The organism is Rhizobium sp. NPDC090279 (genome assembly GCF_044769665.1).
Taxonomy (GTDB): domain Bacteria; phylum Pseudomonadota; class Alphaproteobacteria; order Rhizobiales; family Rhizobiaceae; genus Rhizobium.
In genome coordinates this window covers 675,288-696,963 of record NZ_JBIVYI010000002.1, presented here as the reverse complement: position 1 = coordinate 696,963, position 21,676 = coordinate 675,288, and the positions used below count along the sequence as shown (strand labels likewise).

Annotated in this window: 20 protein-coding genes; 12 read left to right on the top strand and 8 right to left on the bottom strand. The window is 62.0% G+C overall.

The features are described from left to right. Position 1: 1 nt before the first annotated feature. Together ACIQWP_RS07465 and ACIQWP_RS07460 are read right to left on the bottom strand one after the other, a co-directional pair. Positions 2 to 1,864, bottom strand: a complete 1,863-nt coding sequence (locus tag ACIQWP_RS07465) for an ABC transporter ATP-binding protein (protein WP_402784164.1) — start codon at positions 1,862 to 1,864, stop codon at positions 2 to 4. Positions 1,865 to 2,009: 145 nt separating this feature from the next. Beyond that, positions 2,010 to 3,863 carry an ABC transporter ATP-binding protein gene (locus ACIQWP_RS07460; RefSeq protein ID WP_402784162.1) on the bottom strand — a complete coding sequence of 618 codons (1,854 nt, stop codon included), beginning with the start codon at positions 3,861 to 3,863 and terminating at the stop codon, positions 2,010 to 2,012. A 397-nt stretch (positions 3,864 to 4,260) separates the two neighbouring features. Between ACIQWP_RS07460 and ACIQWP_RS07455 the strand changes: the two genes are divergently transcribed. Both ACIQWP_RS07455 and ACIQWP_RS07450 read left to right on the top strand, forming a co-directional pair. Beyond that, positions 4,261 to 4,716, top strand: coding sequence for a tRNA (cytidine(34)-2'-O)-methyltransferase (locus ACIQWP_RS07455; protein WP_402784160.1), 456 nt, complete (start codon positions 4,261 to 4,263; stop codon positions 4,714 to 4,716). Between the two features lie 119 nt (positions 4,717 to 4,835). Further along, positions 4,836 to 5,981 carry a hypothetical protein gene (locus tag ACIQWP_RS07450; RefSeq protein WP_402784158.1) on the top strand — a complete coding sequence of 382 codons (1,146 nt, stop codon included), beginning with the start codon at positions 4,836 to 4,838 and terminating at the stop codon, positions 5,979 to 5,981. Between the two features lie 88 nt (positions 5,982 to 6,069). Here ACIQWP_RS07450 and ACIQWP_RS07445 read toward each other — a convergent pair whose 3' ends face one another. Beyond that, entirely contained in the window at positions 6,070 to 6,327 is a 258-nt protein-coding gene (locus ACIQWP_RS07445; RefSeq protein WP_402784383.1) for a hypothetical protein, read from the bottom strand. A gap of 174 nt (positions 6,328 to 6,501) precedes the next feature. Between ACIQWP_RS07445 and hemF the strand changes: the two genes are divergently transcribed. The 3 genes from hemF to ACIQWP_RS07430 all read left to right on the top strand — a co-directional run bounded on the left by hemF (position 6,502) and on the right by ACIQWP_RS07430 (position 8,205). Beyond that, complete coding sequence (gene hemF / locus ACIQWP_RS07440) at positions 6,502 to 7,413, top strand: oxygen-dependent coproporphyrinogen oxidase (RefSeq protein ID WP_402784157.1); 912 nt, start codon at positions 6,502 to 6,504, stop codon at positions 7,411 to 7,413. A 196-nt stretch (positions 7,414 to 7,609) separates the two neighbouring features. Continuing rightward, complete coding sequence (locus tag ACIQWP_RS07435; protein WP_402784155.1) at positions 7,610 to 7,888, top strand: hypothetical protein; 279 nt, start codon at positions 7,610 to 7,612, stop codon at positions 7,886 to 7,888. A 131-nt stretch (positions 7,889 to 8,019) separates the two neighbouring features. Beyond that, positions 8,020 to 8,205, top strand: a complete 186-nt coding sequence (locus ACIQWP_RS07430) for a DUF1059 domain-containing protein (protein WP_402784153.1) — start codon at positions 8,020 to 8,022, stop codon at positions 8,203 to 8,205. Between the two features lie 43 nt (positions 8,206 to 8,248). Here the strand turns inward: ACIQWP_RS07430 and ACIQWP_RS07425 are convergent, their stop codons facing one another. The 3 genes from ACIQWP_RS07425 to ACIQWP_RS07415 are packed head-to-tail and all read right to left on the bottom strand — an operon-like array spanning position 8,249 to position 10,757. After that, positions 8,249 to 9,505, bottom strand: a complete 1,257-nt coding sequence (locus ACIQWP_RS07425) for a CCA tRNA nucleotidyltransferase (protein ID WP_402784151.1) — start codon at positions 9,503 to 9,505, stop codon at positions 8,249 to 8,251. After that, complete coding sequence (locus ACIQWP_RS07420; RefSeq protein ID WP_402784149.1) at positions 9,502 to 10,137, bottom strand: CoA pyrophosphatase; 636 nt, start codon at positions 10,135 to 10,137, stop codon at positions 9,502 to 9,504. The genes ACIQWP_RS07425 and ACIQWP_RS07420 overlap by 4 nt, the downstream gene beginning before the upstream one ends. Next, the gene (locus ACIQWP_RS07415) at positions 10,134 to 10,757 is read right to left on the bottom strand and encodes a DUF1285 domain-containing protein (protein WP_402784148.1); all 624 of its coding nucleotides are present in this window, start codon (positions 10,755 to 10,757) and stop codon (positions 10,134 to 10,136) included. Before ACIQWP_RS07415 ends, ACIQWP_RS07420 begins: the two co-directional genes overlap by 4 nt. A gap of 167 nt (positions 10,758 to 10,924) precedes the next feature. Between ACIQWP_RS07415 and ACIQWP_RS07410 the strand changes: the two genes are divergently transcribed. The 5 genes from ACIQWP_RS07410 to ACIQWP_RS07390 are packed head-to-tail and all read left to right on the top strand — an operon-like array spanning position 10,925 to position 18,213. Next, entirely contained in the window at positions 10,925 to 11,938 is a 1,014-nt protein-coding gene (locus ACIQWP_RS07410; protein ID WP_402784147.1) for an AAA family ATPase, read from the top strand. A 27-nt stretch (positions 11,939 to 11,965) separates the two neighbouring features. Further along, positions 11,966 to 12,886 (top strand): DUF58 domain-containing protein, encoded by a 921-nt coding sequence (locus ACIQWP_RS07405; protein ID WP_402784145.1) that lies wholly within the window; start codon positions 11,966 to 11,968, stop codon positions 12,884 to 12,886. Next, positions 12,883 to 15,708 carry a DUF4159 domain-containing protein gene (locus tag ACIQWP_RS07400; RefSeq protein ID WP_402784143.1) on the top strand — a complete coding sequence of 942 codons (2,826 nt, stop codon included), beginning with the start codon at positions 12,883 to 12,885 and terminating at the stop codon, positions 15,706 to 15,708. The genes ACIQWP_RS07405 and ACIQWP_RS07400 overlap by 4 nt, the downstream gene beginning before the upstream one ends. 1 nt (position 15,709) lies before the next feature. After that, on the top strand, positions 15,710 to 17,782 hold the full coding sequence (locus tag ACIQWP_RS07395) for a hypothetical protein (RefSeq protein WP_402784141.1): 2,073 nt from the start codon (positions 15,710 to 15,712) through the stop codon (positions 17,780 to 17,782). A gap of 5 nt (positions 17,783 to 17,787) precedes the next feature. Beyond that, the gene (locus tag ACIQWP_RS07390; RefSeq protein ID WP_402784139.1) at positions 17,788 to 18,213 is read left to right on the top strand and encodes a GNAT family N-acetyltransferase; all 426 of its coding nucleotides are present in this window, start codon (positions 17,788 to 17,790) and stop codon (positions 18,211 to 18,213) included. A gap of 33 nt (positions 18,214 to 18,246) precedes the next feature. On the opposite strand, the gene ACIQWP_RS07385 is transcribed toward ACIQWP_RS07390, so the two are convergent. Beyond that, positions 18,247 to 18,819 (bottom strand): GNAT family N-acetyltransferase, encoded by a 573-nt coding sequence (locus ACIQWP_RS07385; RefSeq protein ID WP_402784137.1) that lies wholly within the window; start codon positions 18,817 to 18,819, stop codon positions 18,247 to 18,249. 350 nt (positions 18,820 to 19,169) lie between these two features. Here ACIQWP_RS07385 and ACIQWP_RS07380 point away from each other — a divergent pair, with 350 nt between their 5' ends. Continuing rightward, positions 19,170 to 20,159 (top strand): glutathione S-transferase family protein, encoded by a 990-nt coding sequence (locus ACIQWP_RS07380; RefSeq protein ID WP_402784135.1) that lies wholly within the window; start codon positions 19,170 to 19,172, stop codon positions 20,157 to 20,159. 15 nt (positions 20,160 to 20,174) lie between these two features. On the opposite strand, the gene ACIQWP_RS07375 is transcribed toward ACIQWP_RS07380, so the two are convergent. Further along, a complete protein-coding gene (locus ACIQWP_RS07375; protein WP_402784133.1) occupies positions 20,175 to 20,666 on the bottom strand; it encodes an NUDIX domain-containing protein in 492 nt (163 codons plus the stop codon). Between the two features lie 50 nt (positions 20,667 to 20,716). On the opposite strand from ACIQWP_RS07375, the gene ACIQWP_RS07370 reads away from it, so the two are divergent. Continuing rightward, on the top strand, positions 20,717 to 21,655 hold the full coding sequence (locus tag ACIQWP_RS07370) for a metallophosphoesterase family protein (RefSeq protein WP_402784131.1): 939 nt from the start codon (positions 20,717 to 20,719) through the stop codon (positions 21,653 to 21,655). Positions 21,656 to 21,676: the final 21 nt, after the last annotated feature.

Genomic DNA, 21,676 nt, shown 5'->3' with positions numbered 1-21,676 from the left:
ATCAATCGGCATCCGCGGCGATGAAGCCGCCGGACTGGCGTGCCCAGAGTTCGGAATAGAGGCCGCCGCGGGCGATCAGTTCCTCATGCGTGCCCTCTTCGATGATCTTGCCCCTGTCGATGACGATCAGCCGGTCGAGCTTGGCGATGGTCGACAGCCGGTGCGCAATCGCAAGAACGGTCTTGCCCTTCATCAGCGTATCGAGATTGGCCTGCAGCACGGCCTCAGCCTCGGAGTCCAGCGCCGACGTCGCCTCATCCAACACCAGGATCGGCGCATCCTTCAGCATGACGCGAGCGATCGCGATGCGCTGGCGCTGGCCGCCCGAAAGCTTGACGCCGCGCTCGCCGACATGGGCCGCATAGGCGGCGCGCCCTTTCTGATCCTCCAGAGTGGTAATGAAGCGATCAGCCTCCGCCTGTCTTGCCGCCTCCACCATCTGCTCGTCGCTGGCGTCGGGGCGGCCGAAGAGGATATTGTCGCGAATGGAGCGATTGAGGAGCGCGGTATCCTGGGTCACCATGCCGATGGCGCCGCGTAGCGATTCCTGCCTGACTGCGGCGATATCCTGGCCGTCGATCAGGATACGGCCACCTTCAAGATCGTAGAAGCGTAGCAGCAGGTTGACGAGCGTGGTCTTGCCCGCACCCGAGCGGCCGACGATGCCGACCTTCTCTCCCGCGCGTACCTGGAGAGAAAAATTGTCGATGATGCCGCCGCCACGCCCATAGTGAAACGTGATGTCGTCGAAGCGGATCTCCGGACCGGTGATCGTCAGATCCCTGGCATCGGCCCGGTCCACCAGGCCTATGGGCTCCGAGATCATCTCGGCAGAATTCTGTATCGTGCCGAGATTGCGCATGATGGCGTTGAACTGCGACATCATCCGCCCGAAGAGCATGTTCAGCCGCAGCACCATGCTAAGCGTGAAGGCGACGCCGCCGGTCGAGATCTCGCCCGCCAGCCAGAGATGCACGGCCAGCGCGCCGATGGTGGTGATCATCACGCCCGATAGCAGCGCCAGCGACGATCGCACGCCGGTCAACAGCCGCGTAAACGGCATGACGGCAGCCTGGAAGCGGTCAAAGCCCCTGCGGATATAATCATCGTTCTGCTCTTCACGACCAAAGAGCTTCAATGTCTGGATATTGGCATAGACGTCGACCATGCGCCCGTTCAGCATCGAGGATGCCTCGGCCGCATTGCGGGCATGCTGCCGAATACGCGGCACGAAGTGACGAGCCAGCAGCGAGAAGACGCCGATCCATATCGTAATCACCAATGCCAGCCGCCAGTCGAGCCCGCCGACCAGCGCGATGGTCGAGGCCGCATAGATGATGATGAACCAGACGACCTGCAGCAGCGACACGACGAGATCGCCCGTCGCCTGCCCCGCCGACCAGACCTTGGTGACGACGCGGCCGGAGAAATCGTTCTGGAAGAATTCGACGGATTGCCGGGCGACGTGCCGATAGGCCTGCCAGCGCACGAGATTGAGAAAACCGGGAACGACCACCTGCTCCTCGACCAGCGCGCCAAGGCTGACGATCACGAAGCGCACGACGAGCACCACGAAGACCATGCCGAGCAGCGCGCCGCCGTGGCCGGCAAGCAGCCCGCTCCACCCCTCGCCCGGCTTCACCTTGTCGAGAATGTCGACCAGATGGCCGACGAACCAGAACAATGCTGCCTCCAGCATCGCCACGGCTCCACCGAGTACCGCCATCGCCAGGAACGGCCCCTTCGCCTGCCCGACATAATACCAGATGAAGGCGCCGAGCGACCGCGGCGGACGAAGATCGCCGCTGCGGTAATAGGGATCAATCCAGGTCTCGAACAGACGGAACACGGAACGGATGAACATGTCTGCGATATAGGCAATTTCGTAAGGCACGCAAAGTAAATGGCGGCGCTGCAAAGGTTATATTTTTGTTAGAATTCAGGCAGGCCACTCACCTTGCGAGCGCTGCAAACGGAAAGGGCGGCTTTCGCCGCCCTTTCCTTCATCCCTATTGCGCCGCCGCTTCGGCCTCCTCGTGGTCGGCGAGGAAACCGCCGGACTGGCGGCTCCAGAGCTCTGCATAGATGCCGCCGTTCTGGACCAGTTCCTGATGCGTGCCCATCTCGATGATCCGGCCCTTGTCGAGAACGACAAGGCGGTCCATCTCGGTCAGCGTCGACAGGCGGTGGGCGATCGCGATCACCGTCTTGCCGTGCATCAGCGCGAAGAGGTTTTCCTGGATCGCCGCCTCCACTTCGGAATCGAGCGCCGATGTTGCCTCGTCGAGCACCAGGATCGGCGCGTCCTTCAGAAAGACGCGGGCAATCGCGATACGCTGCCGCTGGCCGCCTGAGAGCTTGACGCCCCGCTCGCCGACCTGCGCATCGAGCCCCGTTCGACCCTGCATATCGACCAGACCTTCGATGAATTCCCAGGCGTTGGCACGCTTGGCCGCCTGCATCACCTCTTCGTCGGTCGCATCCGGGCGGCTGTAGGCGATGTTATCGCGGATGGAGCGATGCAGCAGCGAGGTGTCCTGCGTCACCACGCCGATCATCGAGCGCAGACTGTCCTGCGTCACTCCTGCGATGTCGTGGCCGTCGATGGTGATGCGGCCGCTCTCCAGATCGTAGAAGCGCAGCAGCAGGTTCATCAGCGTCGTCTTGCCGGCGCCGGAGCGGCCGACGAGGCCGACCTTTTCGCCCGCACGGATATCGAGGGTCAGGTTCTCGATCACGCCCTTCGTCTTGCCATAATGGAAGCGAATGTGATCGAACTGGATCGCACCCTGCTTGGCCGCGATCACCGGCGCCGTCGGTCTATCGACGATGTCATGGGGCTTGGTCATCATCTCCATGCCGTCATAAACCGTACCGATATTCTCGAACAGCGCCGAGACTTCCCACATCACCCACTGCGACATGCCGTTGATGCGCATGGCAAGGCCGATGGCGATGGCGATCGAGCCGACCGCGATCGAGCCGTTGAGCCAGAACCAGATCGACAGCGCCGAGACGACGAACAGGGCCGCGCAGTTGTTGGTGTAAACAGCGGCATTGAACAGCGTTATCTTGCGCATCTGCTTGTGCACGGTGTCGAGGAATTCCTCCATACCGGCCCTGGCGTAACTCTCCTCGCGGCCCGCGTGCGAAAACAGCTTCACCGTCGCGATGTTGGTGTAGCTGTCGACGACGCGCCCCGTCATCGTCGAACGGGCATCGGCCTGTTGCGCGGCGATCTTGCGCAGCTTCGGCACGAAGTAGGAGACAATGCCGATGTAAATGCCGAGCCAAATCACGATCGGAATCACCAGTCGCCAGTCAGCCATCGCGATGACGAAGATCATCGACAGAAAATACGTCACCACATAGACGAAAACGTCGAGAACCTTCATGACGGTTTCGCGCACGGCGAGCGAGGTCTGCATCACTTTGGTAGCAACGCGGCCCGCAAACTCGTTGGCGAAAAAGGTCATGCTGTGGCGCAGCAGGAAGCGATGCATCTGCCAGCGCGCGATCATCGGGTAGTTGCCGATCAGCACCTGGTGCATGATGAAGCTGTCGAGCGCCGCCGCAAGCGGCAGGCCGACTAGCACCATCGCTCCCATCCAGAAGAGCTTGTGCCATTCCGTTTGCAGGAAGGTCGCCCTGTCGGCCTTCGTCAGCCAATCGACGATATCGCCGAGGAACTGGAACAGCGCCACCTCGCCGATCGCGATCGACATGGTGAGGATGCTCATGGCGATCAGCCAGGGTGCGGCCGGCTTGGTATAGTGCCAGCAGAAGGCGATCAGGCCGCGCGGCGGCGTATCCGGCACCTCGCTTGGAAATGGATTTAGTCGGCGTTCGAACCAGCTAAACATTGAAATGCTCCAAAGACTCGACCCTTCGACCACCCACTGCGCGCAAAGGTCGCAGATTTATATGGTGATCGGGCGGTAAAACGACGAGGCCATATTGGCCGCGCAATGACTTGAAGAAGGGGGGTACTTGCGAATACGCGCCTTACGGCGCTCTCAATACATCCGTGGCTTCACGGCGAGGAGGCGCATCATCACAAACGAGATATTATCCATCTGAGCCTCCTTCTTTCGCAAGTTGTAGAGCGCTTGCCTTTTAGCGTGCCTTTTGTCGTTTGAAAAGCAGAATATGCCGCAAAAATGGACCAGATGCTTCAATTCTGCTGATGGGAAACATCACAGAATCGAGGGCCCGCGAAAAACCGGAGACAAATCAGGGCGATTTCGCTAGTTGCAGCACATGACCACGCTCCGCATCGCCCTCTACCAGCCCGATATTCCCGGCAACACCGGCACGATCCTGCGGCTGGCTGCCTGCCTCGGCCTTGGCGTCGACATCATCGAACCGGCCGGCTTCGACATATCCGACCGCAATCTGAAGCGCGCCGGCATGGACTATCTCGCTGCCGTCGCCCTGACCAGGCATGTCAATTGGGAACGCTTCGACAGCTGGCGCCAGCAAAGCGGACGACGGCTGGTGCTGGCATCGACGAAGGCGGCACAGCGTTACACGGATTTTGCCTTCCGCAGCGACGATATTCTTCTCTTCGGCCGCGAGAGTGCCGGCGTACCGGACCACGTCCATGAAAGGGCTGACGGCCGCATCCTGATCCCGATGGTCGAGGGCCAGCGTTCCATCAATGTCGCCATGTCCGTCGCCATGATTTCGGGTGAAGCGCTGCGGCAGACACAATGACAGCCACGCTCGGCACCGAGCCTGAATGTCGCACCCGAATAGGCGTTGGCAGGCCGAATAAAGTGTGAGAAGCTTCGTCTTGGAATGCTCTAACTCAGGCAACCTTGGCGAGGTGACCCATGTTCCAGACGGCATTCACGCTTTCCCTCACACAGTTCGCACGCAGCTTGAGCCTCCCCGAACGGCTCCAGCGCTCGCCTGCCCGCAACCTCGCTCTCGAAGGCCTCCGCCAACGGAATCTTGCCCTCGATGCGCTATTCTACGACGTCACGGTCATCACGCCGGAGGAAGCCTTCTACATCAGCGACTCGCTGGCCGCCGAAGGCGCGATCATGATCGTGCCGCCGAGCGGCCTTGGGGCGCTCACCCTCTGCGAGACCATCGATGAATTCGTCCTGCGCGGCGGCGCCGATGCCCGGGCGCTTGCGGTCGCCGGCATCGGCGGTTCGGCACTCGGGGCAGCAGCCTTTGCACGCAATGTGGCCGATGCGGTCGATGGGCCGGTTGCCGTCGTCGTCTCCGGCTACGGTATCGCCGATGTCATTACCGAAGCCCTCGGCGGATTGTTTTTCTTCGGTCACCTGAGAGGTCTGCGGCCCTTTCTCGAAAGCCTGGACGACCTTGCCGGTCGCCCGAAGGTCGGAGCGCAGGGGGATGCGACGACTGCCCGCACCAGCCTCGACACGAGAACCGTGCAGGCGCTTCTCGCCGACCCCCGCCTCTCCTTCCGCCTGCTGGCGGGCCATTCCAAGGGTAATCTGGTGCTGTCAGCCGCACTGCATGACCTCTGGAAGCAGGATGAAGGACGGGTCGCCAAGCTCGCACGAAATACCAAGATCGTGACGATCGGCACGCGTATCGCGATGCCGCCTGTCTTCACCGATGTTGTCGATGTCATGGGTGAATGGGACTGGTTCGGCGAAATCAACTCCCGCTCGTTCATTCATGCCGATCAGCGCGTTGCGCATGCATGGCATCACACGAACACCGATCTGGGCGGCCATCTGCCGGTGACCATCACACTCATGGAGATTCTTGCGGCATCGCCGATCATCGACGATGCGAAGACGAAAGAACATCAAGCTGCAAAGCTCAATGTCGTCGCCGAGCCGCCGACAACGCCCGCCTCACCGCCGGTTCCAGCCGGTGGAAACACGGCCACGATCGAGAAGGTCAAGAAAGCTTTCTCTGCGGGCCCGATGCCCGGTGCTCAACCGTCCGCATCCGGGCAGCCGGATGATCCACAATCACCCAAGCCGCATTGAGCCGGCGACAGGTAACAAGCCGGACTCAAAGGGACCGGCTGGCGCCCTGGCCCCTTCGCCGATCACTGCAGCAGCCATGTCGTTCGTGTCAATCCGCCGATGGCAAGCGCCGCATGGTGAATTCGATGCGATCGCCATCGATCTGACGCCAGCTTTCGACTTCGGTCCAATAGGCGGCTTTCGGGAATTCATCGAACCATTCGCGCGCCTTTTCACGCGCTTCGGGGCGGCTCAGACAAAAGGTCTCGCGAACGAATTCGCTCTTCCCACCTGCAGGGTGTTCCTGCCGATAACGGAATATTCTGTTTCTCAACCCATCCAGGGGCGGCGGTCCGGGTATCCTCATGATAAAACCTCGCCTTTGAGAGAGGGAACATAATACCGCATTGTGAAATTTGCGAGTCGATTTTCCTGCGACGTTGCTGCACTGGTTGCGCCGCAATCTTGCTGATATTCCAAATCACGATACATAAAATGCGAATCGCGGGCCGCCGGCCGCTCGCACCGTCGGAGAGCATGAATGGAACGACCCAATCTTCCCAAGGGATTACCCGAGGATATTGAAGAAAAGAAAGAGGCAGCGCGACACTGGTTCGAGGGCCTGCGGGACACGATCTGCGCGGAATTCGAGCAGCTGGAAAACGAGCTGACCGGCCCCCTCTCCGACCAGGAACCCGGGCGCTTCGTCGCCAAGGATTGGCAGAGGGACAAGGGCCAGGGCGGCGGCGGCCGCATGTCCATGATGGAAGGCCGCGTCTTCGAAAAGGTCGGCGTCCACACCTCGACGGTCTATGGCGAGTTCTCTCCGGATTTTCGCAGCCAGATTCCCGGCGCCGAGGAAGATCCCCGTTTCTGGGCCTCCGGCCTGTCGCTGATTGCCCATCCCGTCAATCCGAACGTGCCGACCGTACACATGAACACCCGCATGGTGGTGACGACGAGCCATTGGTTCGGCGGCGGCGCCGACTTGACGCCGGTGCTCGATCGCCGCCGCACCCAGGACGACCCCGACAGCGCTCTCTTCCACCGCGCCATGCAGATCGTCTGCGACCGTCATGCCGTTGCCGATTACCAGCGCTACAAGAGCTGGTGCGACGAATATTTCTTCCTGAAGCACCGCAACGAGCCGCGCGGCATCGGCGGCATCTTCTTCGACTGGCTGCACTCGACGGAAGAAGCCGGCGGCTGGAACGCCGATTTCGCCTTCACCCGTGACGTCGGTCGCGCCTTCGCAATGGTCTATCCGCGGATCGTTCGTTCCAATTTCAACGAAACATGGACGGAAGAGGACCGCGATGAGCAATTAATTCGTCGCGGGCGCTATGTGGAGTTCAATTTGCTGTACGATAGGGGTACAATATTTGGGCTGAAGACCGGCGGCAACGTCGAGTCGATCCTATCCTCCCTGCCGCCAGTGGTGCGTTGGCCCTAAGGCATGTTGCGCAAGAATGAGCAGCGATTTTGCGATGACGGCATGTGAAAAGCCAAGGGCGGCAAGCGCAGAGAACGAATCTAAGAGATCGCGATGCGCTTTGAGCGTTCAACATTAAATGATCGGACAACGCCCTGAAATCGGCGGGAGGAATGCCTAAGTGACCTAATGCTCGTTTCAATCGGAGGAGGTTGTAATGGCAGCAGACAAACAAGTCACGGAAGCTTCGAAAGAACAGAAACTTTCGCGCGCAGTCGATAGTCCAGAGTTCATCATGCGACTGGCCGAGGATATGCGGACCCGCAGCGGGTCCGATCTGCCGCTTTCCTGCTTCATCGAGCAGGTAAGGATGCAATTGGCAGGCAAGTCTCCGAACGATATCGCCAGCTTCGCGGCCGATCGTTCGGCCAGGCAAGCGCCCATTACCCGATATCAGTCATCGGACTGCTTCAAATCCTGGGCAATGCCGGATTGATGTCCACAAGACCGCCGCCGGCAAGCGAGAGACTTGCCGGACGGCAGAAACCTTTTCTCGTTCGTTGCGTTTAGGCCTTCATGCCCTTCGCATGAAGGGGCAGGAAACTATTGAAGGATGAGGAGGAAGACATGCGAATGTTCGAATGTGGTACGCTCGTGCCCGGCTGCGCCTGGCATACCCGCGCCAAGGATGACGCCGAAGTCGTGCGCCGCGCCATCGAGCACATGCGCGAAGCGCATGGCGAAACAATCATCCGCGAGAACATGGTCGACAATATCAAGGCACGGATTCGCGACGAGGCCCATGCGGCCTGATTGGGCCGCCCGCCCAATCAGATGCGCGGATCAGGCCTGAATATCAGGCGCTGGCCAAATCCTTGAGCCGGGCGAGAAGGCTCGCCCGTTTCATCGCAAAATTCCCGTCGAGCCACTCCTGCTCCAGCCTGCCGAGAAGCTCGCCGACGCGCGGCCCGGCGCTGACACCAGCGGCAAGCGCATCGGCGCCATTGAGCGGGAAAGCAGGCTTCTTCCATTTTGCCATGCGCGCCAGCAACCTTCCGAGCCGGGCAACCCGCGCCATCTCCTGGAAATCGCCTTCCGCCTTGCTTCGGGCAACCGACAGCGCCAGCTTCAGGCGAACAGCGACACCGGAAGGGTCGTGGCGATAAAGCAGGCGGTCGAAGGCCGCTTCCGAGATATCGTCCTTGACGGCAGGTGCGTTCGCCCACGCCTGAAGGTAAGCGCCTTCGGCCTTCGAGAGGCGTAGCCGCTCGGCAAGCTTGGCAAGCCTTGCTGCGTCGGGTGGTATGATGGCGGCAAGCCGCAGCAGAGGCTCCGCCTGCCAGCCGAGGGCCTGTTCGGCAGCGACAAGCCCGGGAATGGCGTCGATTCCCCATTTTTCGGTTTCCGGCAGCACTTCAGTCAATATGCCGACCTGGCGCATCCAGAGCAGCGCCCTGCCCGGGTCCTCAGCCGAAAGCAGCTTCTTCATTTCGGACCAGACGCGCTCGGCCGAAAGCGCAGCGATCTTCGACCGCGCAGCGGCGCAGGCGCGCAGCCCATCGGCATCAGGGCGGCCGCTGCCGTAATAGGCGAAGAAGCGGAAGAACCGAAGGATGCGCAGATGATCCTCGGCAATCCTGGTTGCCGCATCGCCGATGAAGCGAATGTTGCGGCGCTCCAAATCGGCAAGGCCGCCGACGAGATCCACGACCTCGCCATCGGCGGACGCATAGAGTGCATTGATCGTCAGGTCGCGGCGCTCGGCATCGGCCTGCCAATCCCGGCTGAACGCAACCACGGCACGGCGCCCGTCCGTCTCAACGTCGCGCCGCAAGGTGGTGATTTCGAACGGCTTTCCATCGATCACCAGAGTGACGGTGCCATGCGCGATGCCTGTCGGCACCGCCTTGATCCCGGCCGCTTGCGCTCTATCCACAACAACTTCCGGCAACAACGTGGTCGCGATGTCGATATCGGCAACCGGCAGCCCCATCAGACTGTTGCGGACGGCTCCGCCCACCACCCGTCCCTCGCCGCCATCGGCATCGAGCAACGCCAGCACCCGCTGCAATGCCTCATCGCGAAACCACGCCTCATCGGCTACGGACGTCATGTATAGAGCCTTTCATAAAGCGTGCGGACAATACCCGCGGTAATGCCCCAGATCATGCGCTGCTCGTAGGGCATGCGGTAGAAATGACGCTCGGTCCCCTGCCAGAGCATCGTGTCGGTCACGTGGTGGCCGGGGTCCATCAGGAAGGAGAGCGGCACCTCGAAGGCATCCTCGACCTCGGTCGGATTGAGAGCCAGATGAAAGCCCGGCTTCACAACGGCGAGAATGGGCGTGATGCGAAAGCCCGTCGCCGCCAGATAATGCGGCAGCCGCCCGACGGGTTCGATGAAGATATCGGCCAGGCCGATTTCCTCGCCCGCCTCGCGCACCGCCGCCATTTCCGGCGACGCATCCTCCGGATCGATGGCACCGCCCGGAAAGGCGATCTGGCCGGAATGCTTGCGCAGGGTCGAAGTCCTGAGCGTGAAGATCACCTTGGCATCGTCGCCGCTATCGACAACGGGCACGAGCACCGCGGCATCCTTGAGTTTCAGATCCGCGACCTGGGATATAGTCTCGGGATTGAGGCGATGATCGCCATGATCGCGCCAGGCAAGCTCCACCGGCCTGCCGCTCTGATGGAGGGCACGACGGCGGAATTCATCCGCGGAATAAAGGGGGAATTCATTCATCGAGTGAGCGCATCCAGTTCGGCAACCGGCATGACGGGAAAGATCGAGCTGCCGGAACGCACGCAGAAGATCTCCCGCCCGGCAATTTCGACGGGCTCGCCGAGCTCGATCAGATCGTACATGACCGCTCGCGTCACCAGAGCCTCCAGGCGTCCACGAACATGCAGATAGGGCTTCAGCTCGTCGTTGTCGCCGCGAATGACGAAACGGATCGGATGATCCCTGCCCGCCTCGACGACATCGCCGACATTCGTGCGGAAGGTCAGCACGCGTCTGCCCTCACGTTCCGTCACGCTCATCTCGACGGCCACGAACGGCGCGTCGACGACGCGAATGCCGACCTTTTCCACAGGCGTGACGAGATAGGTCCTTTCATCCGCATCCTTGCGCAGAACTGTGGAAAACAGCCGAACGAGCGGCGCACGGCCAATCGGTGTCCCGAGATAGAACCAGGTGCCGTCGGCACGGATCTCCATGTCGATATCGCCGCAAAACGGCGGATTCCAGCGATCGACGGGCGGCAGCCCCTTCTTGGAACCGCCACTATCGCCCGCCGCGCGCGAAATCAGCGCCGCGAGGCTTGGGGCATCGCCCGTTGTCCTGATTTCCTCGGTTGCCATTCTTCTGTCCCGGTTCGTCGTTAGTCAGGAATATGACAGTTCTCACGAGATAGTCATTTGAAACGTGCTTGTCAGCCGTCTTGCTGGCGATAAGTTGTATTGATTATGAGGCAAATGTGTAACGTCTGCGAATCACGCACACCGTTTTTCTGCCATTGGAGACGCAAATGGGCATGATCAAATCGACCGAAACAAGCCTCGACGAGCAGGCCATCATCGCTTCAGCCGAGAAGGCGCTGGGCGATATTGCCGCCGTTCGCCAGGAGGTGTCGAAGGTCATTTTCGGCCAGGAAAGCGTCGTGGAAAACACGCTTCTGGCCGTGCTGGCCGGCGGCCATGCTCTGCTGGTCGGCGTTCCGGGCCTTGCCAAGACAAAGCTCGTGACCACGCTCGGCTCCGTCCTCGGCCTTGCCTCCAGCCGCGTGCAGTTCACGCCGGACCTGATGCCCTCGGATATTCTCGGCTCCGAAGTCATGGATCAGGATGAAACCGGCCGCCGCTCCTTCCGTTTCGTCAAGGGCCCGGTCTTCGCGCAATTGCTGATGGCCGACGAAATCAACCGCGCCTCGCCGCGCACGCAGTCGGCTCTGCTGCAATCCATGCAGGAGTATCACGTCACCATCGCCGGTCAGCGTTACGACCTGCCCGCTCCGTTCCATGTTCTTGCAACGCAGAACCCGCTGGAACAGGAAGGCACCTATCCGCTGCCGGAAGCCCAGCTCGACCGCTTCCTGCTGCAGGTCGATGTTGATTATCCCGAACTTGCCGACGAGCGTCGCATCCTGCTCGAAACCACCGGCCTGAGCGAAGCGACGCCGCAGGCGGTCATCGATGCCGAGCGCCTGTTGGAAATCCAGCAACTGATCCGTCAGATGCCCGTCAGCGACGGCGTCGTCGATGCGATCCTGTCTCTGGTGCGCTCCGCTCGTCCCGGTCAGGGTAACGCCTCGACCGACAAGCACGTCGCCTGGGGTCCCGGCCCGCGCGCCGGTCAGGCGATGATGCTATGCGCCCGTGCCCGCGCCCTTTATGAGGGCCGGCTTGCACCGTCGATCGACGATGTTCATGCGCTCGCCGAGCCCGTATTGGAACATCGCATGGCGCTGACTTTTGCGGCTCGCGCCGAAGGCATGTCCGTGCGCGATGTCATCGCCGGGCTGGTCAAGCAGTCGAGACCGTAAGCTGGATGTCGAGGAGAATGTAAACGCGTGGCATCCATCGGACAGATCGTCAGACCGACTTCAGGCAATGATGCGCTTTCCCGTGCCCGCAGTCGCGCCGCCCTCGTGCCGGATTGCCTCGTGGAAGCCAAGCGCATCGCCAACACGGTGATTGCCGGGTGGCACGGCCGGCGTAAGCGCGGCATCGGCGAGAACTTCTGGCAGTTCCGACCCTATACCGAAGGCGAAAGCCTTTCGCGCATCGACTGGCGGCGCTCGGCTCGCGACGACCATACCTATATCCGCGATCATGAATGGGAGGCCGCGCACACGATCTGGCTCTGGGCCGATCTGTCGCCGTCGATGATGTATAAATCGACCTATGGCCATGCCTCCAAGGAAGGCCGTGCGCTCGTCCTCATGCTGGCGTTGGCGGAAATTCTTTCCCGCTCCGGCGAACGGATCGGCTGCCCCGGTATCATGGAGCCGGTTTCGACCCGCAACGCCGCCGAACGCCTGGCCGCAGCCCTGATGCACACCCCGCTCGAAGGCGGCCTGCCGCAGACGGCGATGATCCGCGGCTGGAGCGATATCGTGCTGATCGGCGATTTTCTCGACGATGCCGACGGCGTCATGGGCAGGATCGGACCATTGGCCCGCCGAGGGCTGCGCGGTCATGTGATCGAGGTTGCCGACCCCGCCGAAGAGCTCTTTCCCTATAGTGGACGCACCGAATTCAGCGATCCAGAAACGGGTTCGAAGCTGATCGCCGGCCGCGCGGAAAACCTGCGCGAGGATTATCAGCGCGCCTATCTCGCGCGGCGTGAAAATCTCGGCCAGTCGCTGCGCCATCTCGGCTGGACCTTCGTCAGCCATCGCACCGACCGACTGGCCTCCGAGGCGCTGGTCGCCGTACATATGTATCTTTCCGGCATGCCCGCCAGGGTCGCGTCTGGAGGACAGCCATGAGCGGCCTCTCCTTCGCATTCGCGTCGCCGGCCATCCTCGGAGCACTCATCCTGCTCCCGGCGATCTGGTGGCTGCTGCGGCTGACGCCGCCACAGCCACGAAGTGAAGTCTTCCCGCCGTTCCGCATCCTGGCAAGCATTCTCAAGCGCGAGGAAACGCCGGCCCGCAGCCCCTGGTGGCTAACGCTTTTGCGTATGCTGCTCGCCGCACTGGTCATCCTCGCCATTGCCAATCCCATGTTCAATCCGCGGAGCAACACGCTCTCGAGCAGCGGCCCGCTGGTGCTGATGATCGACAACAGCTGGGCGAGCGTCTCGGATTGGGAGCGCCGTGTGCGCACCGCCGACGCGCTGATCGACGATGCCGATGCCAAGGGCATCCCCGTCTCGATCGCCTTCACCGCCGAACAGGGCAATGACGCGACGCCGGGGGCGGCGACAGCGGCCCGCGACAAGCTGCATGCGATGAATCCAAGGCCGCTGGTGCCGGATCGACAGCGCGCCGCCGACGCCGTGAAAGCGGCGCTCAACGGCACAAAGCCCGGCACGGTCGCCTTCATCTCCGATGGCGTCGAGAGCAAAGACAAGGACGACATCGTCAGCCGGCTCGCCGCACTTCAGCCGAGCGAGCTGCGGCTGGTCGAAGGCGATGGCCACGACATCGTCGCAATCAGCGGCGCGTCCAATACCGCCAGCAACATGACAGTGACGGCAACGCGGCTGAGCGGCGCCGGCCCGATGCGTCTTGGGCTGACCGCGCAGGACAACCAAGGCCGGCCGATTGCAGCCGGTTCGCTTGATTTCGCGGGCGGGCAGACGGTCGCCAGCGGCTCGATCACCGCCCCCTTCGAAATGCGCAATGATTTCGCCCGCATCGGCATCGATCGCCAGGCAAGCGCCGGCAGCGTCTATCTGCTCGATGATGGTTTTCGCCGACGCCGCGTGGCGCTTCTCTCCGGTCAGGCGGCCGATGAATTCCAGCCGATCCTGTCGCCGCTCTATTATATCCAGCGCGCCCTTCAGCCCTATGCCGACCTGACGCAGCCCAACAGCGCCGATCTGGCAAAGTCGATCCCAGAACTGCTCACGGGCAATCCCTCGATCATCATCATGGCGGATGTCGGTCGCCTGCCGCAGGAAACCTATGCGCCGCTGCAGAAGTGGATTGAGAATGGCGGCACGCTCGTCCGCTTCGCCGGACCGCGCCTTGCCGCGGCACCCGCCGATGATCCGCTCGTTCCCGTCACATTGCGGCAGGGCGAGCGCACATTCGGCGGCGCGCTTTCCTGGGCCGAGCCGCAGCCGCTTGCCGATTTCCCCTCATTCGGCCCCTTCGCCGGCATGCCGAAGCCGACCAATGTCCTGGTCAAGCGACAGGTTCTGGCCGAGCCGACGCCGGATCTTGCCGAGCGCACCTGGGCGAGCCTCGCCGACGGCACGCCGCTGGTGACCGAAAAGCAGATGCAGGCCGGCCGCATCGTTCTCTTCCACGTCAGTGCCGAGCCGCAATGGTCCGATCTGCCGATATCAGGCGATTTCGTCGAGATGCTGCGCCGCATCGTGCAGCTGTCGCGCGCCGGCGGCGTCACATCGGCGGAAGGCTCAGCCTCCAAGGCAAGCGAAGCGATGCCGCCCTATCGGCTCCTGACCGCCAAGGGCGTACTGACCAGCGAGATCGGCAGCGCACGGCCGCTGGAACCGAGCAACAAGGGGGCGGCTGTCGCAAGTTTCGACAACCCGCCCGGCCTCTACGGTTCCGAAGAAGGTTTTAGCGCGCTCAATACCCTGCCGAACGGCACGGCGCTCAAGCCGCTCGATGTTTCGGCTGCCGGCGCCGTCGCACGCGAAGGTCTTATCGGCGGGGAAGCCTGGTCGGCAAAGCCGATCCTCTTCACCCTTGCCTTCCTGCTGCTGTTGGCCGACAGCCTGATCGTCTTGTTCATGAACGGTGCTTTCCCGCGCCTCGGCAGATCGGCAAAGACGATCGCGGGCGGTGCAGCCATGCTGCTGCTGGCAGCCTCGCTCGCCATCTTCCTGCATCCGGCAAATGCACTCGCGGACGATTCAAAACCCGGAGACGACGCCATCTTTTCGCGGCTGGACAAGACACATCTTGCCTATGTCGTCACAGGCGAAACGGACATCGATCATATATCGGAACGCGGGCTCGCCGGCCTCTCCGACTACCTCACCTATCGCACGACATTGGAGCCCGGTCCGCCGGTGGGCCTGGACCTCAACAAGGATGAACTGGCCTTCTACCCCCTGATCTACTGGCCGGTTTCAGCAACGGCGCCGATGCCGTCCAACGATGCCATCAACCGCATCGATGCCTATATGCGCAACGGCGGCACCGTGCTCTTCGACACGCGCGACGCCATCGACACGATGGGCGACACCTCGTCGCCGAGCCCGAACGGCCAGCGGCTGCAGCAGATCCTCGCCAATCTCGATATACCGCCCCTGGAGCCGGTGCCCGCAGGCCATGTGCTGACCAAATCCTTCTACCTGCTGTCGAGCTTCCCCGGCCGCTATGCCGACAGCCCGCTCTGGGTGGAGGCGCGTCAGGATGCACGCCGCGACGCAAACGCGGTCGCCACCTCCGACGGTGTGACGCCGATCATGATTACGGGCAACGACTTTGCCGGTGCCTGGGCCGTCGACGACAATGGCTCGCCGCTGCTGCCGACCGTACCCTCGGACGAGACCCAGCGAGAATATGCCTATCGCACGGGCGTCAACATCATGATGTACATGCTGACCGGAAACTATAAGTCCGATCAGGTCCACGTTCCCGATATCCTGCAGCGCTTGGGGCAATGATATGAATATCGGTTTTGCCCCTTTCCTCCCCTGGCCTGTACTTGCCGCTTTGGCGGTGCTCACGCTCGCCATCGCAGCGCTTGCCATTTACAGGCGTCTGCGCGGCAGCTGGGTTCGCGCATTGGCGGGCATCGCCCTGCTGGCGGCACTCGCCAATCCGGTACTCATGCAGGAGGATCGCGATCCACTGACGACGATCGTCCCCGTCGTCGTCGACCGCAGCCTCAGCCAGCAGACGCCGGAACGCGCAAAGATGACGGACGAGGCCTTGGCGATGCTCAAGGACCGGCTGGCGCAGTTCCCGCGCATAGAGCCCCGCATCGTCGAGTTCCGCGACCCGGCGGAATCGGATTCGCCATCGACACGGCTTTTCTCCGCTCTCTCCTCGTCAATCGCCGACGTGCCGCCCGCCCGCATCGGCGGCGTGATCTTCCTGACCGACGGCCAGATCCACGACATCCCAGGCGTCAATCAGCAGCTTGGTTTCGACGCACCCATTCACGGGCTGATAACAGGCAAGCCGGACGAATTCGATCGCCGCATCGAAATCGTGCGCGCACCCCGCTTCGGCATCGTCAACGACGAACAGCAGCTCGTCTTCCGCGTCGTCGACGACGGCAAGAGCCCCGGCGGCACCGCGGCCGTAACCGTCAAGATGAACGGCGACGAGATCGCCACGCTGCAAGCCACACCCGGCCAGGACACGCCCTTCAGCTTCAAGGTGCCGCGCGCCGGCAACAACGTCCTCGAATTCGCCGTCGCCGAGGTTCCCGGAGAAGTCACGCCGATCAACAACCAGACTGTCCAGCTGATCGAAGGCATCCGCCAGAACATGCGCGTCCTGCTCGTCTCAGGCGAGCCGCACGCGGGCGAGCGTGCCTGGCGCAACCTGTTGAAATCGGACGCATCAGTCGATCTCGTGCATTTCACCATCCTGCGGCCGCCGGACAAGCAGGACGGCACGCCGATCAACGAACTGTCGCTGATCGCCTTCCCGACGCGCGAGCTCTTCGTCGACAAGATCAACTCTTTCGACCTGATCATTTTCGACCGCTATCAGGACCGCCAGAACGTCCTGCCGACGATCTATTATGATTACATGGCGCAATATGTCGAAAATGGCGGCGCCCTGCTGGTGGCGGCCGGTCCCGAGCATGCCGGCGGCAGCTCGATCGCGCTGACGCCGCTTGCCTCGGTGCTGCCGGCCGAGCCGACCGGTCAGATGATCGAGAAGGCCTTTTATCCGCGCCTGTCGGATCAGGGTCGCAAGCATCCGGTGACGCGTGGCCTCGACGGCTCCGACACCGAGCCGCCGCATTGGGGCCGCTGGTTCCGCAGCGTCGATGTTGAAAAGCCGCAGGGCCAGACCGTTATGGTCGGAGCCGACAACAGCCCGCTCTTGGTGCTCAATCGCGTCGGTCAGGGCCGTGTCGCCATGCTGCTCTCCGACGAAGGCTGGCTCTGGGCGCGCGGTTTCGAAGGCGGCGGCCCGCATGTGTCGCTCTATCGCCGCATCGCCCATTGGCTGCTGAAGGAGCCGGCCCTGGAAGAAGAGGCGCTGACGGCAAACGCCGCCGGCCGCACGCTGCAGGTGACGCGCCAGACCATCGGCGACGACCCCGGCCCCGCCACCATCAAATTGCCGTCGGGCCAGACTGAGACCCTGCCGCTGAAGCAGACGCAACCGGGTCTTTATCAGGCTGAGAAGCATATGAACGAGATCGGGCTCTATCAGATCGCCAATGGCAATCTGTCGACGCTGGTGCATATCGGCGCCATCGATGCTCCGGAATTCAAGGCGATGATCTCGACCACCGAGACGCTGAAGCCGCTCGCACAGAAGACCAAGGGTCTGGTCACCCGCATTGCCGGCGCAAACGGCAGCGTCACGGTCCCGCAGGTCCTGCCGGTGCGCGGTGCGGTGCGTGTCGCCGACGGGCAGCGTCTGACCATCCGCATGACCGACGAAACCGTCTTGAAGGGGATCAACACCCTGCCGCTGTTTGCAGGCTTTGTCGGTCTTGCCGCCCTCCTCTTTGCCTTCTCCGCCACATGGTGGCGCGAAGGACGGTGAATCTGATGACGCAACTCGATGTGACCGATGCCCCCTCTGAAGGCGAACTTGCTGCGATCAGCGAGGGTTTGACGGCCTTCAATGCCGCCGATGTCGGCCCCTCCAAGCGCCGCTCGCTTGCGGTGCTGATCCGCGACGAAAGCGGCAAGGTCATCGGCGGGGTGTCGGGCTACACGGCCTGGGGCTGGTTGTTCACGGCATGGCTGTTCGTGCCGGAAACGCTGCGCGGCCAAGGCATGGCCGGAAAGTTGCTGGAAGCGGCGGAAGCCGAAGCAGTCGCCCGCGGCTGCTTCGGCGCGTGGATCGATACCTTCAACCCACAGGCGCTGAAGGCCTACCAGCGGCAGGGCTATGCCATCTTCGGCGAGTTGCCGGATTTCCCCGCCGGCCGCAGCCGCTTCTTTCTGCAGAAGAGACTGCTGCCCAGCTAATATCAAGCCGGGCAATCGTTCGCTAATGGAAACTTAGACCGCAATCGCCGTGATCTGAACGACATCGCCCAGATCATCGTCCTCGACATCGGCAGCCAGAGCGGCATCGTCGCGCCAGACGATGGAGCCGGGCAACCGTGCATGGGTGTCGGCGGCAACCGGCACGACCAACACCCGATTGGGATCGACGGGGCCCGGAAAAGCCAGCGCGTTATAGGCGACCTTCTCGAAACCGAGCGGGCCATAATAGGGCGGATCGCCAATCAGGATGACGGCTTCCGAGCCCTTGCGCTTCGCAGCTTCGACCGCGATCCGCACAAGCTCGCGGCCGATGCCCTTGTTCTTGTGCGAAGGGCGTACGGCGAGCGGTCCTAGCAGATGTCCGTTGACCGATCCAGCCAATACCGGCGTCATCCGCACGGAGGCGATGGTCTCGCCGTCGTCGGCGCAGATGAAGGATAGCGACCGATCGTGTGGCCCCTGTTCGCGAATGCGAGCCGCAGCGCGCGTAAACCGGCCAGGGCCAAACGCTTCTTCGTTGATGAGTTCGATGACAGCGTCGTGCGACGCATCCTCAGTGAGGTAGACCAGATCGTGCTTGTACATTAGACCAAGGAAACCAGATAGACAGACGGAATTGTTCTCGAAAGCGCTCGTCGAGCGTTCAAGTTCATCGGCGTCGTCGCAGGCTTCTGGTTACTTTCATGACAAGCGGTCCTTAAAGTGTGAAAAGCCGGATAGCAGGAAATATTCGGCGCGTCCAACGCAAAATGCATGCTGCCGTCTATTGATGCAAGATCGTGCCCGCATCATGTCTTGTCCAGGAGCACGACGCCGATGGGGGGCCTCTCTACAGCACATGCAACGCAGTGTTCATCATTTGTCGTCTCGAAATCCGGCACGCACCCGGTATTTTCATCGTGAGTTTTCGGCAGCACCTCCGAAAGGATTGAGCAATGGGCATATTGGTTGACGGCGTCTGGCATGACGTCTGGTACGACACCAAAGACACGCAGGGCCATTTCAAGCGCGCCGCGTCGCAATTCCGAAACTGGGTGACAGCGGATGGCAGCCCCGGCCCGACAGGCACGAGCGGCTTCAAGGCAGAGGCCGGACGCTATCATCTCTACGTCTCTCTCGCCTGCCCCTGGGCGCACCGAACCCTGATCTTCCGCAAGCTGAAGAAGCTCGAAGAGCTGATCTCGGTCTCGATCGTCGATCCGCTGATGCTGGAGAACGGTTGGGAACTCAACGGAAAGAACGGCGGAACCGGCGATCCTCTCTTCGGCGCCAAGGCGCTCTGGGAAATCTACGTGAAGGCCGATCCGCATTATTCCGGCCGGGTAACCGTTCCCGTTCTCTGGGACAAGCAGGCCGGCACGATCGTCAGCAACGAATCGGCCGAAATCATCCGCATGTTCAACACCGCCTTCGATGGCCTGACCGGCTCCAGGGCGGATTTCTATCCCGCCGATCTCAGCGCCGATATCGATGCCCTGAACGAACTCGTCTACGACACGGTCAACAACGGCGTCTACAAGGCCGGCTTCGCGACAACGCAGGAAGCCTATGCGGAAAATGCCATCCGCGTCTTTGAAACGCTCGACATGCTCGACCAGCGGCTTGCGACAAAACGCTATCTTTTCGGAGATCGGCTGACGGAGGCCGACTGGCGGCTGTTCACGACGCTCGTCCGCTTCGACGCTGTCTATGTCGGCCATTTCAAATGCAACATCCGCCGCATCGCCGACTATGCCAGCCTCTCAGCCTATCTGCGAGACCTGTATCAGATTGCCGGCGTTGCCGAGACGGTGGATATCGAGCACATCAAGAAGCACTATTATGGCAGCCACAAGACCATCAATCCCACCGGGATTGTGCCGGTCGGCCCCAAGCTGGACTTCGATCGTCCGCATGGGCGGGAGCGGCTGGCAAAGGCCGCATGATCCAAGGACCGGCCACTACCAATAACTGGAGGGAGCCAACGCTCCATCCAGCTCCTGGAGCCGGCGATAGGTTGCCTTGGTCGTGCCCGGCGGCAGCGCATCGACGGCAAAGAACCCGCTTTCAACGATTTCGCGATCCGGCTTGCGCGGTGCGGTTTGAGTGACCTCAACGCGGTAGAAGACGACGTGGTCGCGTTTGCTGGTGTGGTTGTTGAAATAGACGTGGAAGAGCTGCGGCTTGCCCGAGATCACCAGATTGCCTTCCTCGCGCAACTCCTTCTCCAGTGCCTGCTCCACGGTCTCATGGCGCTCGACACCGCCGCCGGGCATATGCCAGCCGGCGATATAGGAGTGCCGCACCAGAAAGATCCGCCCCTCGCGGTCGAAGCAGGCCGCACGCACGCCAAGCGTCATGCTGCGGGTCAGCATGAAATAGACATGTATTGCCCGGCCAAACAGCCGAGCGGCCAAACTCTGCCTTTCATCCCTTCGATTGTCGTTGCTCATGCCTGAACCCCGGCATCCCGATCTGCAATCGGATGGGGGATGTATTTGTTTTGACAATAGAGTGGGCTATGTCTCATCCCATGTTCAAACTCGCGCATATTTCCGATGTTCACCTTGGTCCGCTGCCACGTCTTTCAATCAGAGAACTCGCCTCCAAACGCATTACCGGATTTGTGAACTGGCACCGGAACCGGCGCAAGCATCTTTTTGGCGACACGCTTGACCTCCTTCTCGACGACATCAGGGCGAAACAGGCCGATCATCTGGCCGTAACCGGCGATCTCGTCAATCTTGCGAGCGGCATGGAGATCCAGACCGCGGCTGAATGGCTGAAGACGGTCGGCGATCCCCTCCACACGTCGGTCGTGCCCGGCAATCACGATGCCTATGTGCCCGGCGCCTACGAAAGGGCGATGCGCGCCTGGTATCCCTATGTCAGAGGCGATCGCGCACCTGCCGAATGGCAGGAAGACCAGCGGATCTTTCCGTATCTGCGTATCCGCGAGCAGGTCGCGCTGATCGGCTGCTCCACAGCCGTCGCCACGCCGCCCTTTGCGGCAAGCGGCTTTTATTCCGCCCGTCAGGCGCGCGAGACGGTGAACCTTCTGCGGGCAGCCGGGGACGCCGGCCTCTTTCGCGTCGTCATGATCCATCATCCGCCGATCAGGGGCGCAACCAGCTTCTACAAGCGCATGATCGGCATTCGCCGCTTCGCCGCCGTGATCTCGACGGGTGGTGCGGAGCTGGTGCTGCATGGCCACACCCACCTCAACACCCTGCACTGGATGCGCGGCCAGACGGACCCGGTGCCTGTCGTCGGTATCGCCTCCGCATCGCAAGGGGTCGGCGGATTAAAGCCGCGCGCCGCCTATAATCTCTTCACCATTGCCGGCCGTCCGGGTGCCTGGGAGCTGAAGGCGGAGCGCTATAGCCTCAATGACAAGGGTAGCGGCGTCGATCCGGGAGGCGTCGATATCATGGCGATGTGATGGGCGTTTGGACGCCACCGC